The 15,396-nt window shown below is 47.2% G+C and carries 15 protein-coding genes; 8 read left to right on the top strand and 7 right to left on the bottom strand.

The window, feature by feature from the left end; genetic code table 11:
- The first annotated feature begins 3 nt into the window (after positions 1-3).
- The 6 genes from VNK96_08575 (at position 4) to aroF (ending at position 7,239) form a co-directional block, all read left to right on the top strand.
- Positions 4-1,191 carry an LL-diaminopimelate aminotransferase gene (locus VNK96_08575; protein HWP31757.1) on the top strand — a complete coding sequence of 396 codons (1,188 nt, stop codon included), beginning with the start codon at positions 4-6 and terminating at the stop codon, positions 1,189-1,191.
- Positions 1,127-2,548 carry a folylpolyglutamate synthase/dihydrofolate synthase family protein gene (locus VNK96_08570; GenBank protein HWP31756.1) on the top strand — a complete coding sequence of 474 codons (1,422 nt, stop codon included), beginning with the start codon at positions 1,127-1,129 and terminating at the stop codon, positions 2,546-2,548. Before VNK96_08575 ends, VNK96_08570 begins: the two co-directional genes overlap by 65 nt.
- 6 nt (positions 2,549-2,554) lie before the next feature.
- Positions 2,555-4,174 (top strand): ABC transporter substrate-binding protein, encoded by a 1,620-nt coding sequence (locus tag VNK96_08565; protein ID HWP31755.1) that lies wholly within the window; start codon positions 2,555-2,557, stop codon positions 4,172-4,174.
- A gap of 15 nt (positions 4,175-4,189) precedes the next feature.
- Positions 4,190-5,173, top strand: a complete 984-nt coding sequence (locus VNK96_08560; protein ID HWP31754.1) for an ABC transporter permease — start codon at positions 4,190-4,192, stop codon at positions 5,171-5,173.
- Positions 5,170-6,024, top strand: coding sequence for an ABC transporter permease (locus VNK96_08555; protein ID HWP31753.1), 855 nt, complete (start codon positions 5,170-5,172; stop codon positions 6,022-6,024). The genes VNK96_08560 and VNK96_08555 overlap by 4 nt, the downstream gene beginning before the upstream one ends.
- A 156-nt stretch (positions 6,025-6,180) precedes the next feature.
- Positions 6,181-7,239 carry a 3-deoxy-7-phosphoheptulonate synthase gene (aroF, locus tag VNK96_08550; protein ID HWP31752.1) on the top strand — a complete coding sequence of 353 codons (1,059 nt, stop codon included), beginning with the start codon at positions 6,181-6,183 and terminating at the stop codon, positions 7,237-7,239.
- Here aroF and VNK96_08545 read toward each other — a convergent pair.
- Positions 7,236-7,658 (bottom strand): DUF2203 domain-containing protein, encoded by a 423-nt coding sequence (locus VNK96_08545; GenBank protein HWP31751.1) that lies wholly within the window; start codon positions 7,656-7,658, stop codon positions 7,236-7,238. The genes aroF and VNK96_08545 overlap by 4 nt on opposite strands.
- A gap of 112 nt (positions 7,659-7,770) precedes the next feature.
- Here VNK96_08545 and VNK96_08540 point away from each other — a divergent pair, with 112 nt between their 5' ends.
- Complete coding sequence (locus tag VNK96_08540) at positions 7,771-9,054, top strand: aminotransferase class I/II-fold pyridoxal phosphate-dependent enzyme (GenBank protein ID HWP31750.1); 1,284 nt, start codon at positions 7,771-7,773, stop codon at positions 9,052-9,054.
- A gap of 9 nt (positions 9,055-9,063) precedes the next feature.
- Complete coding sequence (locus tag VNK96_08535) at positions 9,064-10,359, top strand: hypothetical protein (protein ID HWP31749.1); 1,296 nt, start codon at positions 9,064-9,066, stop codon at positions 10,357-10,359.
- A 37-nt stretch (positions 10,360-10,396) separates the two neighbouring features.
- Here VNK96_08535 and pheT read toward each other — a convergent pair whose 3' ends face one another.
- The 6 genes from pheT to VNK96_08505 all read right to left on the bottom strand — a co-directional run bounded on the left by pheT (position 10,397) and on the right by VNK96_08505 (position 15,367).
- Positions 10,397-12,421: a phenylalanine--tRNA ligase subunit beta gene (gene pheT / locus VNK96_08530; GenBank protein ID HWP31748.1), complete on the bottom strand. Its 2,025-nt coding sequence runs from the start codon at positions 12,419-12,421 to the stop codon at positions 10,397-10,399.
- Entirely contained in the window at positions 12,418-13,458 is a 1,041-nt protein-coding gene (gene pheS / locus VNK96_08525) for a phenylalanine--tRNA ligase subunit alpha (protein ID HWP31747.1), read from the bottom strand. Before pheS ends, pheT begins: the two co-directional genes overlap by 4 nt.
- Complete coding sequence (locus VNK96_08520) at positions 13,455-13,967, bottom strand: B-box zinc finger protein (protein HWP31746.1); 513 nt, start codon at positions 13,965-13,967, stop codon at positions 13,455-13,457. Before VNK96_08520 ends, pheS begins: the two co-directional genes overlap by 4 nt.
- 110 nt (positions 13,968-14,077) lie before the next feature.
- Positions 14,078-14,431 (bottom strand): 50S ribosomal protein L20, encoded by a 354-nt coding sequence (gene rplT / locus VNK96_08515; GenBank protein HWP31745.1) that lies wholly within the window; start codon positions 14,429-14,431, stop codon positions 14,078-14,080.
- Positions 14,432-14,530: 99 nt separating this feature from the next.
- On the bottom strand, positions 14,531-14,767 hold the full coding sequence (locus VNK96_08510; protein ID HWP31744.1) for a zinc ribbon domain-containing protein: 237 nt from the start codon (positions 14,765-14,767) through the stop codon (positions 14,531-14,533).
- A gap of 117 nt (positions 14,768-14,884) precedes the next feature.
- Complete coding sequence (locus tag VNK96_08505; protein ID HWP31743.1) at positions 14,885-15,367, bottom strand: hypothetical protein; 483 nt, start codon at positions 15,365-15,367, stop codon at positions 14,885-14,887.
- Positions 15,368-15,396: the final 29 nt, after the last annotated feature.

The raw sequence follows: 15,396 nt of genomic DNA, 5'->3' as shown, positions 1-15,396 counted from the left end.
GGTATGCCGAAGCATTCGAGACGAATAGAAAAAATCCCGCCTTATTTATTCGCGGAGATTTCGCGTATCAAACGAGAAATGCAAAACCGAGGCGAAGAAATTATTGACCTCGGCATCGGAGACCCAGACCAACCCACACCAGAGCCTATCGTGAGAGCGTTACAGGATGCCGCAAAAAAACCTGAAACACACCGATATGACGAGTCTGCACGCGGATGGCTTCCGTTTTTAGAAGCGGCAGCGAAATGGTACGAAAAACGCTTCGGGGTTTCCTTGAACCCTTCTACGGAAATGCTCGAGGTTATCGGCAGCAAAGAAGGCTTGGCGCATATCGTTTGGGCGTTCATAGACGAAGACGATGGCGTGATCGTCCCGAGCCCTTCTTATCCCGTTTATCGTATTCAGTCCGCCATGTGTGGTGCTGATATTTACGATTTGCCATTGAAAGCAGAAAATCATTTTTTACCGAAATTGGAAGACATTCCTTCTGATGTTGCGAAGAAAGCGAAACTTTTTTTTGTTTGCTATCCGAATAATCCCACTGGCGCAGTCGCAAATTCAGATTTTTATCGGGAAATCGTTTCGTTTTGTAGGGAATACGACATTCTCTTAATTGGCGATATGGCATATTCCGAAGTGACTTATGACGGATATCGTTCCCCTTCACTTTTGCAAGTCGAAGGCGCGAAGGATTGCGTAGTCGAATTTCATTCTCTCAGCAAGATGTTCAATATGACGGGATGGCGAATCGGTTGGGCTTGCGGCAATCCCGATGCGATATTCGCTTTGAGTCGTTTGAAAGACAATATAGACAGCAAACAATTCCCTGCAATTGCGGAGGCAGCGGTTTACGCTTTGAAGCATGGTAACAACGAGGCAACGTTCGCACTTTATAAAAAACGTCGTGACATCCTCGTGGATGGTTTGAATGCGCTCGGATGGAAAATCGAAAAACCGAAAGGAACGTTTTACATTTGGGCGCGGATTCCGAATGGTGAGTCTTCGATGGAATTCTCTGAAAGATTATTGAAGGCAGCGAAGGTGTTAGTGATTCCGGGAACGGGGTATGGGAAATACGGAGAAGGCTATGTTCGGATGAGCATAACGATTCCGGGAGATAAAGACGGTGAGGTCGTTCGTGAGGTTATCGAGCGCATTGCGAAAATCCGGTTGGTGGGGGCAACCTTATGAGGTGAGTTCAGTCGAAAAATTATCGAGCGGCACTCGAACACCTGTGAACTATTCCGAAGCACTTTCCTATATCGGTTCCTTGAAGAAACGAGGGTGGCGTTTGGGCTTAGACCGCATGCAAGAGTTCTTAAAACGCGTAGGAAATCCCCATGAAGACTTAAAATTTCTGCATGTCGCGGGGACGAATGGGAAAGGAAGTGTTACGGCAATGCTTCAATCGATATTGACGGAAGCAGGTTATCGCACGGGGGGGTTTTACTCTCCCTATGTATTCGATTTCCGAGAAAGAATTCAAATCAATCGAGAACTCATCCCCACCGAGGAAGTAGCGGGTTTGACAGAGTTATTGAAGCCGGTTTCGGAAAAAATGGAAGGAACTTCTTTAGGCGGTCCCACGGAATTCGAATTCAAAACCGCTATGGGTTTTTTGTTTTGGAAAAAGATGGTTTGCGATTATGTTTGTCTCGAAGTGGGTTTAGGAGGACGCTTGGATGCGACGAATGTCGTAACACCTGTGATCTCGATCATCACAGAAATCGGACTCGACCATCAGCAATATTTGGGCGAAACCATAGAGGAGATCGCAGGAGAAAAGGGGGGGATCATCAAGCCTGGCATCCCTTGCGTATGCGGAGCGACGAATCCCAATGCGCAAAAAACGATAAAGGAAATTGCGAAAGATAGAAACGCTCTCTTTTGGCAGTTGGGAAAGGAAATCGTTCTCGAAAAAGCGAATGAACATTACCGTGTGTTTACACCGGTTTCTCGTCATGATGGACTGTATACGAATCTATTAGGCAGTTTTCAAGCGAGGAATATGGCAGTAGCCGTCGGTGCTTTGGACGCATCGGGAATTGTTTATTCGGAAAAGGCATTGATCGATGGCTTGAAAAAAGTGTGCCTTCCTGGGCGTATGCAAGTCGTATGCGAAGAACCCTTCGTTCTCATGGATGGCGCGCATAACCCACAAGCCGCCGAGCAAGTCATGCAATCCATCGAAGAATGTTTTCCAGAAAAAAAGATTCGGTTAGTGTTCTCATCCTCGCTCGGGCATAATTCCAGAGAAACATTAAGTGCATTCAGTCGCAAGATAAAGTGCCTATACCTCACGACAATGGAGAACGAGCGCTCAATGGGTATGGAAGAGTTACTTAGCGTTGCACGAGAAGCAGGGATCGAAGGGACTAAAACAAGGCAGTATTCTTCACCGAAAGAAGCATTAGCGAAAGCCTGCGAGGATTGGCAAAAGGGAGAAATTATTTTGGTTACGGGTAGCTTTTATCTTCTTTCCGAAGCGTTACCTGCATTAGTTCCTTTCAAAACGGACAGAAAGAAGAAAAATGAGAAGGTAGGATAGAAAGACATGAAGAACGTTATGAAATTCCTTTCGAGCCTTGCCCTTTTTGGACTTATAGCCTTCCTACTTGCAGTTTTTGCTGGTTGCAGAAGAGAAGGAGGCGGGTACTCGAAAGAAGACCACCTTTTGATTTATCCGATTCCCAACGACCCGACGACGCTCGACCCTGCCGCGGTGGAGGACGGGGATACGATAGACGTTCTGCAACAGATTTATGAAGGACTGGTGAAGTGGAATACGAAGACCGAAGTCGTGCCGAATTTAGCGGAACGATGGGAAATCTCGAAAGACGGAAAAACATATACTTTTTATCTCAAAAAGGGAGTGAAGTTTCATTCGGGTCGGGAGATGACTGCGCACGATGTGAAATATTCTTGGGACAGAGCCGCAAATCCTGAAATTCAAAGCCCCACCGTAGATGGTTACATGATGGATTTGGTGGGATTCGAAGATGTTCGTGCAAAAAAAACGGATTCGATATCTGGTGTGGAAGTCGTGGACGATTACACGCTTAGAGTGCACATCAAAGAGCCGAAAGCATATTGGATAATGTATTTGGAGTATCCGTGTTATTTCATCGTAGACAAAGAATCCATCGGGATGGAGCGGATAACGAACCCTGCACAAGTAGTCGGCACAGGTCCTTTCAAATTAGGAGAATATGCACAGTCGCAATACGTAGAGTTAGTGCGTTTCGATGAGTATCATGGCGGCGCGCCAAAACTTCGAAAGGTGCGAAGAATCATAGCGGGAGATGCACAAACCAGGCGACAACTTTTCGAGGCTGGCGAAGTGGACTGGGTGCAGTTAGAGCGTCAAGACAAAAAATGGGTAGATCAACATCCCGAATTTCGCTCGATGCTGCAAATCGTAGACCGTCCAGCAATTTGGTATTTAGGTTTTAGCCTTAGAGAATATCCCCCCTTTAGAGATAAGCGAGTTCGGGTTGCTTTCGCGATGGCGATTAATAAAGATAGAATTATCGCTGACGGTTTGGATGGAGTAAATCAGAAAGCAGAAGGCATAATCCCCCCCGGTATTCCTGGCTATAATCCAGAATTTCGCGGATATCCTTTCGATGTCGAGCGGGCAAGAGCGCTTTTGGCAGAGGCGGGCTATCCCAATGGCAAAGGGCTCCCCCCCTTACAATTGTATTGCCGAGCGGACCGTCACGATGCGAAAATCGTCTCCCAAATGATCCAGCAGGATTTGCTCAACAATCTGGGAGTGAGAATAGACTTAAAGCCGATGGAGTGGGGGGCGTTGTTGAAATTACGAGCTGATGGAAAACTTCCGCTTTTCCATTTGAGGTGGCACGCGGATTATCCAGACCCTCAAAACTTTTTGAGTTTTATGCTTCATTCGAAAGCGAGAGAAAACACACTCGGCTATTCCAATCCTGAATTCGATAGGCTTTGCGATACGGCGGATAGGATGATGGGAAACCCTGAAAAACGTCTCGAACTCTATCGAAGAGCGGAAAAGATTGCAGTGGAAGACGCGATTTGGGTACCGATTTATTTCCAAAGGGATTTGGAATTATTGCGTCCTTACGTGAGCGGAATAGAACGCTCGTTAATGGGGCCGTTGCCGCTCGTCAATGCCGATGTAATTCGGAGTAAATGATTCTCATGTTGAGCCATGAGCGAACCTAAACACACTCGCATTTGGCGTCACTCTTTGCTTCGACATATCGCACTGCGCTTGTTGTGGGCGATTCCTACTTTGATCTTTATCAGTTTGATTACGTTTGCCACAGGTGAACTCGCCCCCCGTGATGCCGCAACGCTCCGCGCAGGAGAAAAAGCAACGAAAGAGACCATCGAATTAATTCGAAAGGAAATGGGTCTCGACCGACCGTTTTTCGTAAGGTATGGAGAATTCATGTTCGGGGCTGCTCGATTGGATTTCGGTCAGTCTCTATTTCAACCGAGAACCGTAAACGAAATTCTTTTCCAAGGATTAGGTTATACAGCGATGTTAGCGGGGTTAGCGATTCTTCTCGCTTCGATTATCGGAGTGTTCTTTGGAGGTCTTGCCGCAGTTTGGCACGATAGATGGATTGATCGATTGGCTGTAGGTTTTTCGACATTGGGAATATGCATACCGAGTTTCGTGCTCGCACCTATTTTGGTTTACATTTTCGCAGTTCGATTGAGTGTTCTTCCTGTTATGTGGTCTCCAAATGCCGCTTGGGACCCGCTGCCTTATCTCGTGTTACCTGTATTTATTCTTTCCTTGCGTCCTGCGGCTATCGTCACGCGACTGACACGTGCAAGCATGATCGACACTCTGAGTCAAGATTTCATTCGCACCGCTTATGCAAAAGGCGTTCCCTTTTGGCGAGTCATATTTTTGCATGGTTTTCGAAATTCCCTTGTTCCCGTTGTTACCGCGATAGGAACTTCGACGGGCTTTTTGCTAACAGGTTCTTTTATCCTCGAAACATTCTTCGGTATTCCGGGTTTAGGACTGGCTTCGATTAAAGCGATTCAGCAAAGCGATTATCCTGTAATTCAAGCGACTGTAATTCTGTTTGCGGTTACTTTTATTGTCATCAATCTCATCGTGGATTTGCTTCTCCCGCTTTTGGACCCTCGAATAAGGGTTGGGGGGGCACAATGATTCGAAGTGTCGTCTTTTGGGGAAGTGCGATTTATTTAATTCTGCTTTTACTTTTCGCCTTGTTCGGAACTTTGCGTTATGATGTGACACAAACCGTAGGACGACCTTTCGAAGCACCGAGCGAAAAGTTTTGGTTAGGAACAGACGAATTGGGACGAGATGTTTTTTCTCGTTTGGCGTATGGTGCAAGGGTAAGTTTGGGTATCGGAGTATCCGTCGAACTATGCGCGATTATCATCGCCCTTCTCATCGGCACAGCAGCAGGTTATGGAGCGCGATGGTTCGACAACATTCTCATGCGATTTACGGATGCGATGTTTGCCTTTCCGGATATTTTGTTAGCAATTCTAATTATCGGCGTTATTGGAGCATCGGACGTTACACAAAGAATCCCATTGCTGGGCTTTCTTCCCGATAAAGTCGTAGCCGCTTTGCCGGTATTCGCAGCCCTCGGTGTAGTTGCCTGGCCAAGCCTCGCAAGGCTCGTTCGCAACCAAGTTTTGAGTCTTAAAGAACGAGAATTCGTTTTAGCATCACGAGCATTAGGTGCGGGTCACGCCCATATCGTCTTTCGCCACATCCTCCCGCACCTTTTCGGTCTTATTTCTGCAGTGGCGATGGTCGAAATGGCGATGATTATTCTTGCGGAGAGTTCTTTGAGCTTTTTAGGGATAGGGATTCAGCCACCGTATCCCAGTTGGGGCTCGATGATCAATGAATCACGCGCACATTTGGCTGCTCATCCAATTCTTCTTTTATGGCCTTGCCTTACATTGAGCGTGACGATACTTGCTTTGAATTTCGTGGGTGACGGATTGAGAGACAGGCTCGACCCGAGAATGATACGGTAATTAGTTTGCCACCCATCGAAAAGCGGTCAGTTCTGGCATACAAATTGTATAAGGTGGTAGCATAAAACCTCGTACATTTTTTGCGCTCTATGGCGTGTGTGCGAGGAATTTTCTTCCGCATGAAAAGAGAGCGATAAAGAGAGGATTGATATCGAAATGGTAGTTTTGATGAAGCCAGGAGCAACGGATGCGGAAATCGAAGCCGTTTGTGAGGTAATTCGAAAGCATTCGTTGGAAGCACTGTTGATGCCCGGCAGTGTTATGGCTGTTGGGATACCTTCGGCTATTCCTCCTGATGTGCGTCAGCCCCTCGCAGAAAAGCTCGAAATATTGCCGGGGGTAAGTAAGGTTACCCATGTAAGCCGCTCGTTCAAACTGGCTTCGCGCGAGTTTCACCCTTACAACACGATTGTCGAAATTGGCGATGTAAGAGTCGGTGAAAAAGAAATTACCGTAATGGCAGGACCATGTAGCATCGAGGGTTACGAGCAGTTAAAACAGAGCGCAATCATAGCGAAAAAACATGGAGCTCGGATATTGCGGGGTGGGGCATTCAAACCAAGAACTTCTCCTTATGCATTTCAAGGTTTAGCATTAGAAGGTCTGAAAATTATGCAAGCAGTAGGAAGGGAGGTGGAGATAAAAACGGTTTCCGAAGTCCTTTCTCCCGATATGGTCAGTGCGGTTGCCGAGTACGTGGACATTTTGCAAATCGGCGCAAGAAGCATGCAGAACTTTCCGCTGCTTATCGAAGCAGGGAAGAGTGGTCATCCGGTTTTGCTCAAAAGAGGACCGGCAGCGACGATCGATGAATTTTTACTTGCTGCTGAATATGTGCTTGCTCAAGGGAATTCGAAAGTAATGCTCTGCGAACGCGGAGTGCATCCTTTAGACAGAAGTTACACGCGCAACACTCTCGATTTATCTGCCGTCCTCGTTCTAAAGGAGCAATCCCACTTGCCCATCATCGTAGACCCGAGCCACGGAACAGGGGTGGCAAGATACGTTCCAGCAATGTCTTATGCGGCTGTCGCCGTAGGAGCAGATGGACTTCTCGTCGAGATGCATCCGAATCCTCGAGAAGCCCTTTCGGACGCCGCTCAAACCTTGGACCCTCAAACGTTCGCCGAGATGATGGAAAACCTGAGCGTTTTTGCCAATGTTATTGGCAGAACAGTCGCTTCGGCATCGGTAGCCGCGAAAGCCAAAGCCTAAGCCTTTCTTTTTTTCGATTTCGTTTGGCGAGCCGGCAGTGGCTGTCTACCGCCGAACCCTGCATCGAGTTCATGCCAAGCCTGGATTTCCGGCTCTCCTAACTTCCAGCAAAGAAACACCTCTCTGCCATCCAGAAGATGAGGAAAATCGATTAGCCCCGTGCCGTAATCCTTGATGAGACAGCCGTAATCCTCGATTTTCGCAGCCAACCCGCGGATGATTTCGAGAGCGTCCGGTTCGTCTGGTTTGTGCTGTTCCCCGTTCGTCGAGGCGATGCGGAGGGCATTCAGTGACTTTTCTTGCTGGATTCTGAGAGTTTCTAAGTTCTCTTGAATTTGGAGAAGAAGGGTTGTCAATTTAGGGAGGAGGGCATTCGCCTCTTCGAGTGTGAAATGATGTTCGAAAGTGTATTTTCGCATTCCTTTGCTCTTTTCGAGAATTTTGTCATATCATTCTTCGAGCTCTCAAGCGGATGCGTTAAATCATAGAGCAGAATACGCAATGTAGGCTAAAAAATCCTTAGGAGGCATTATGGAAACACATTATCGTGACCGCTCCGTGTTGATTCACGGAAAATTCAGAACAGAAAAATGGGACTTCGAAGACCATATCATCCCACCGCTAACGACGTCGGTTGCTTTTCGCTTAAGAACTGCGGAACGCGGTGCGAAAGGGTTTCAACAATACGCAAACCCCGAACTCGACCGAAGCACGATACATCCCATTTATATCTACAGTCGCTTGGATGAACCATGTCAAGGTTTATTAGAAGAGACTCTTGCTTTCGCAGAAAAGGGGGAGACATGCGTAAGTTTTGCGACAGGAATGGCGGCAATCAGCGCGGTTTTAGGAGTGCATCTTTCTGCAGGCACTCACATCGTGTCTCATAAAACAATTTACGGCTGCACTTATAATTTGATTGCGCACTGGTTGAAACGTTTCGGAGTCGAAAGCAGTTTCGTAGATTTGACGAAACCGGAAATTCTCAGAGAAGTCGTGCGTCCGGAAACACGCGTCGTTTACTTCGAGACCCCTTGCAATCCCACCCTCGAATTGATTGATATTCAACGAGTCGCTGAAGAAGTTAACCGAGTCAATAAAAAACGAAACGAAGCAGACAAAATCGTGTGCATTGTGGATAACACGTTCGCCACTCCTTTTTGTCAGCGCCCCATCACGTTGGGGATGGATTTCGTGGTGCATAGTCTTACGAAAAACATCGGGGGATTCGGCGCAGATTTAGGGGGGGCTGTTATTGGACCACGCTCCAAAGAGACGGATTTGCTGATCTATCGAAAAGATTTCGGAGGTTCGATACCACCGAAAGCGGCATGGGATTTCTTAGTGTACGGACTTCCTACGCTCGCCCTACGAATGGAGAGGCAACAAGCCTCGGCACAGAGGATTGCTGAATTTCTCGAACTGCATCCGAAAGTAGGCATGGTTCGTTATCCAAGTTTGGAGAGTTTTCCGCAACATGAATTAGCGCTCGAACAGATGCGAGATATAGACGGCAATTTCGCCCCCGGCTCGATGATTTATTTCGAGTTGAAGGGTACTCCGCAAAACGCGTATCGAAAAGCTGTGCGACTTATCAACAAATTGGCAGAAAGCGCTTTGAGCATTACGCTCGCAGTTAGTTTAGGGCAAGTTCGAACTCTCATCGAGCATCCCGCTTCGATGACACATAGCGCTATTCCTCCCGAGGAGCAGCAGAAAGCGGGGATTTCTCCAGGGGGGGTTCGAATGAGCATAGGTATCGAGGATGTAAGAGACATTCTCGGCGACCTCGAAATGGCTTTGGATTACGCATAACGCCAGTTCATGATGCGGAGCACGTTTTTTACTGAAAGGCGTTGGTTTTTTACGCTCCTTTTGGTTTTTGCCATAAATTTATGGGGATTGGGGATGGTGTTGAAATACGAAAATATGGGAGAAGTTACATGGGAAAAATGGGACAAAAGCGATGAAAATCACGATACTCGATTTTTATTGCTCATCATCCGAAAAGAAAAGAATCCATGGAAATGGTTCGTAAGCGATTGGCCTTTGTATAATGGTTTTTACCGGCCTCTACCTACGCTCGTTTTCGAATTGGATAATTGGTTATTTTATAACGACTTGAATAAATATAAAATCTCGAATTGGGTGATTGCGGTTTGCTGTAGTTTTTTGGCGGTGTGGATGATTTGGGAGGTGTTTCGCAAGTATTCGCTCGCTGCAATTAGTGGAGTTTTATTTGCCGGATGGCAATCGAGTCTTTTCGAAAACATTCCTTGGCAGGAGATTGCAGCGCTTTTAGCCAGCGTGATGGTCGTCTATGGTTTCGTTTATCGCAGGAAGGATTTTTGGAAATGGTTCGGTTTAGCAGGCGTAATTTTCTTTATAGGAAGGGAAATGAGTCTGGAACTCTTCAAAATGGAATTTCGCGAAGTTTCTTATCGAGCGATGGCATGGCCACCGGGGCGAACTGCGACAGTGATGACGCTTTTCGCACTTATTTCTTTGGCTGCCTATGCCAGGTTCGAAAGAGAAAAAAAGGCGAGGTGGGGGTTTTTGAGTTTGTTCGGATTGATTGGTTCGTTTATGAGTTATGAACAAAGTGTCGTCGTAGCACCGGCGATGATAGCAATCGCAATCGCATTGCACATTCAAAAAGTCCCCGTTAGATGGATTTGGCTTATCGTTCCTGTGTTGTTGACAGGCGTTTATTTAGTTCTTCATCGCACGTTTTTAGATTGGACGCATCCTTATCATTTGCGTGCTGTTCGACCTTGGCATTCCGGGGTGCGAGATATGTCTTACTGGCTTTTCCCAGCAAAGCGCGATTGGGAAGTGGTTTGGAATTTATTGACGATGGGAGTGGGAGCCGCTACGTTTTTCTTAGAAGTGTTTTGGTTGGGTTTAGTCAAAGTAATCGCCAATGTCGTTGCGTATATTAATGCACGCCGTGTATGGTTTCCTGCTTTATTCGGGTTGCTTACTGCGGTGGGGACATATTCCCCTATGGCATTTCAACATCCGCTAACGCATTATTTCTATTTTCCTATGGCATTTCTCGCGATATTCGTTGCGACGTTGTTGATTTATGTTTTCGAGGAATATAAAGAACTTACATGATTCGGACACGGGAATGTTGGCGATGAAGACACGTTGGTTAGCGTCGCTTCGCTCCTAAAACTTCTACGTTTCTAAAGGCTCTTTCCCGGATTTCGTTCGCCTCTTCATCCGTCAACGTGCGCGATGGATGGCGAAGAACCAAAGCGAACGCCAAACTGTGATGTCCCTCTTCGATTCCGGGTCCTTCGTACACATCGAAAAGCCATATTTTTTCCAAAACTTCTCCAGCTCCCTCTCGCAAACGCGCTTCGACTTCGGAATAGGGAATTTCTTTGCTAATGCTCATCGCAATATCTCGACGAACGGCAGGGAAGGGGCTAAACGGACGATAGATGGGTTTCGATTCCGGAACTTTCGAAAGGGCGAGCAAATCGAATTCAGCGACGAAAGTTTCATCCGGTAAATTCATTTCTTCTGCCAGTCGTGGAAGAAGTTGTCCGAAAATGCCTATTCGTCGAGAAGCGCTCATCAAAGATGCCTGCCGATACGGATGAAGGCGTTTATCTTGCGATGCTTCGAAAGAAATTGGGCGATGAAGGATTTTGCAAAGTTCCTCGATCATTCCCTTCGATGTGAAGAAATCTATAGGGGGGGATTCTTTTCGCTGCCAATGTTCCTCTAAAAGATTTCCGGAAAGCATCATCGCTAACGCAGGGAACTCCGAATCGTTTTGAAATATCCTTCCTATTTCGAAAAACCGCATCGTTTTTAGGCGATTCCGTGTTGCTACCTCTGCCAAACCGGCTAAAAGGGAAGGCCTGAGCAAGGAAAGCTCTGGCGATACCGGATTGCGAACATGGATGCTTTTACATTCTGGGTCCAAAGGAGAGGGGGGGCGAAAAGTGTGCGTCACGATTTCCACGAACCCGAGTCTCAGCATAGCATTCCTCGCCATCGTCAAGAAACTTCCCAGTTCGACTTCCCCCCCTTGAGGGGTGGAACCCGCGGGGAGCTTTTCCGGAATGTTTTCGAATCCGTAGATTCGCCCTATTTCCTCTACCAAGTCGTCTTCGATGTTTAAATCTTCTCGCCAAGATGGAGGGGTTACTTCTAATTTCCTTTCGCGTTCCTCGACGCGGCAGCCCAGTGAGTTCAATATAGACGCCGCTCCTGCGACGGGAATCTCCATTCCCAGAAGCGTGTTCCATCTATCCGGTCTTACGAAAAGTTTTTTCGCCGATGGCTTTCGAGGATAAACGTCGGTAACTCCTTCTACCGGCGTGATTCCGCATTCTCTTTCCAGCAAATCAGCAAAACGATTCAAAGCGCGAACGACTCCTTCTGGGTCTACGAAACGCTCGAAACGGTAACTCGCTTCAGTGGAAAGTCCAAGTGCTTTTCGCGTCCTACGGATGCTTCGGGGATTGAAGTGCGCGGATTCCAATAAAACTCGTTTCGTTTTTTCCGAAACCTCGCTGTCTTGCCCCCCCATTACGCCTGCGATAGCGACGGGGCGTTTCGCGTCGCAAATCATGAGCATATCCTCTTTCAGTTCACGCTCAACTCCATCGAGCGTAACGATCTTTTCTCCCGGTTTCGCGCACCTCACGACGATTCGATGCTCTTCGAGGCAATCCATATCGAAAGCATGCAGCGGTTGACCTAATTCGAGCATCACATAGTTCGTAATGTCAACGATGTTGTTGATGGGGCGCATACCAGAAGCATGAAGCCGCTTCTGTATTTTTTCGGAACTGCTGGTTACACGAACGTTTTCGAAAACTCGTGCTGCATAGCGGGGGCAAAGCTCGGGCTCTAAGATTTCGACCTGTGCCGGTGAAGGTCGCCCTTCATCCTCTTTTCGCCACCCTCGAACCGCATCGAGCATGAGTTGGGTCGGCTTGAAAACTCCGCAATTTTTAGCGGCGAGTTCGCGGGCAATTCCTAAAACCGAAAGACAATCTCCACGGTTCGGCGTTACTTTTACGTCTAAGACTTCCCCTGATGGAGAGATTTCGATGCCTTCCAATTCGATGCCCAACATCGTGAGCGTTTGACCGATTTCCTCTGCCGAGGCATCGGTTTCAACGTATTCTAAAAGCCACTCGAGAGGGATTTTCATGCGATAAATTGCTCTAAGAATCTTATGTCGTTTTCCATGAACAGCCGCAAATCGTCAATTTGGTATTGCATCATGGGGATTCGTTCCACGCCGAGACCGAATGCGAATCCTGTGAAGCGCTCGGTATCTATGCCATATCGTTGAAGAATAAAGGGATGAACCATTCCTGCCCCCCCCAGTTCTATCCATCCTGTATGTTTACACACAGCACATCCGTGTGCTCCGCAAAAAGGACAAGAAATTGCATAATCCACTCCGGGTTCGACGAAAGGGAAGTAATCAGGGCGGAAACGCACTTTTACGTCTTTTCCGAACATCGCTCGTGCGAATGCTCCTAAAGTCCCTTTGAGATGCGCCATGCTTACACCTTCGTCTACCATGAAAGCATCTACTTGGTGAAAGGTGTGACTGTGCGTTCTATCGACTGCGTCGTTACGGAAGCATCTTCCAATCGTGAATTCCCGAAAAGGGGGGGATTTCGTTTCGAAAACCCTTCCTTGAAATGCGGTGCATTGTGTCCGCATGAGGCGAACATCGTCAATGTAAAACGTATCTTGCTCGTCTATCGCAGGGTGGTCGGGCGGATAGTTGAGTATCGCGAAATTGTATTCGAATGTTTCTAACTCGGGGCTTTCGAAATATTCGAAACCGAGCCCGATGAATGCTTTTTTGATTCGCTCGAAGGTTTGACAAAGAACATGGGGAAGACCTGCGGAAATCTTTCGCCCAGGGAAGGATAAATCGACTTTTTCTTTGACGAACCTTTGCGATTCCTCTTGTTGTCGCAGTTCCTTCTCGCGCTCTTCGAATAAGCTTTCGAGACGTCCTTTCGTTTCGTTGATGAGTTTCCCGACCCCTGCCCGTTCGTCGGGGGGGATAGAAGGAAGTTCTTTCAAAAGTTTCGGGATTTCACCTTTGCCGCCGAGGTATTTCGAATATAGTGTTTTTAATTCAGCGACACTTGATGCCGAAGCGATTTGACTTTTGGCATTTTCTTCGGTGCTCGTTATTCTTTTTACCAATTCGTTAGAAGTCATCTTAATCGCTCCCAAGCGGCGACAGAGGCGAACAAAGCGAAGAGCAGTGCCCATTGGTCTGTGAGCGCAGAACCGGGAAACGCCCCTTGCTGAGACACTGCACGACGAACCGGCTCCCACATCGCCCCTACGAAAAATCCAAGCGACGTAAATCCCCAAACGTAAATGCTCGATTTCCTGCGAATTACTCTACTGACGATTTCTCCTACCAATCCACCTGCAATGGCTCCTAAGAAAATGAGAAAAAATCCAAAAGCGCGAGGAATGAAATAACTCGCAAAAAACCCAAGTATAAAACCAAGGAAACAACCGGGAAGCAAAAGATTGATAGGAACAGTCAAAACAGCCGATTTTTCTTTTCCGCAATCCGGACAGCGATAGCCGACGGAAGTAAGAACAGCGCATTTCGGGCAGATGGGGGTTTCACAGCGACTGCAGCGAAGCGTAGTCTCCACGTTTGGATGCTTCGCGCATGTCGTTTTCTTTTCGTTTTGCTGTTCCGTTGTCATTTTTCGGTCGTATTATTGTCTCTCGTCAAGAAAATTATTGCTTCTCGTCAACAAAAAACCCACCGAGATTTCCTTTCGGCGGGTTCGGGTGAAATTTCGAGTTTTTGATTTTAGGCGGTAGCCCGAGCCCGCTCGACTAAAGTACTAAATGCAGCGGGGTCGGAAATTGCCAATTCGCTTAGGATTTTTCTGTCTATTTGTATTCCTGCGTTCTTCAAGCCATGGATGAAATTGGAATACTTGATGCCGTTGTTTCGGCAGGCTGCAGCGATTCGAACGATCCAGAGCCTTCGGAAGTCACGTTTCTTCAAGCGTCGGTCACGGAAGGCGTACTGCCCGCTTTTCATGACCTGTTCGTGGGCGATTTTGTAGTTGCTTTTTTTGCGCCCGTAATACCCTTTAGCGGCTTTCAAGACGCGCTTATGCCGCTTGTGGGATATCGCCGCTCTCTTCACACGTGCCATTGAGTGGAGATTATATCCCCAAGCGGCTAAAAAAGTCTAAAAAGTCTCTTGCATTTAGTCGCTGTACAAAAAAACGGGTTTTCTGAGGCTATACGTGAATTAGTCTTCAGCCCAAGCCGGCATGCTTCGCAAATAGTGGTCAGCCCTCGCTTGAGCCTGCTCCGGTGATAAATCGGGCTGCCAGCGGGAGAACCAATGAGCGACACCCGCTCTGACTTCTTCGCGGGACCTGAGGTTTCCAGCCTCATCGGAGCACCATCTGCAATAAATATCGGAGTTTCCTCTCATGTTCGGGTCGTTGAGCGGCGCGGCGCAAGAATAGCAATGTTCTGCCATTTTTTTTCCTCCTTTGGCGAATTGCTCGTAGTTTATCCATTCCTACGCCTGGTTAAACGTAAAAATTTCTCTTGATTTTTGGGAAAATTTCAGAGAAGGGAAAGTGCAACGCAATAGCTAAAACTTCGCCCAACTCAATCCAATCCCGAACATCTCGAGGTCTATCAAATATAGCGTAATCGTAAATTCTTTATCCGTTTTTGCAACGAATGCGTTATCCCAATGACCATCCGATTGAAATCCAAAAGTAAAATTTTTTGTAGGACTGAATTTAAAACCCGCAACAGGATGACCATGATTCTCGTTGCTTCTAAAACCGACTCCCGAAAAAAGATGCAAACTTCCATTCGCGATGCTGAAATGCTTTTCGGCGATGCCGAAATAGCCAGGATTACCGGTTAAAGATTCCTGAACGCCTGCGCCTATTCGCAGGGTGGGAATACCTTTACTTTCGCTTACGAGAACCGTATTCATCAAGATACGATACGAATTCTGTTTCCATAAATGCGCAATGCCTACTTGGAAGCGGGGGGCTGGACGAAGCCAAAGAAAACTTTCGATTTTTGTCTTGCTTTCCGGAATCCAAACACTCGTCGCCAACAAACGAGGGTCTTTCGTTTCGTAAACAG

The organism is Fimbriimonadales bacterium (assembly GCA_035559795.1).
In the GTDB taxonomy this organism is placed as follows: Bacteria; Armatimonadota; Fimbriimonadia; order Fimbriimonadales; family ATM1; genus DATMAR01.
The sequence above is the reverse complement of the archived record's forward strand: the minus strand, read 5'-3'. Positions and strand labels throughout refer to the sequence as shown.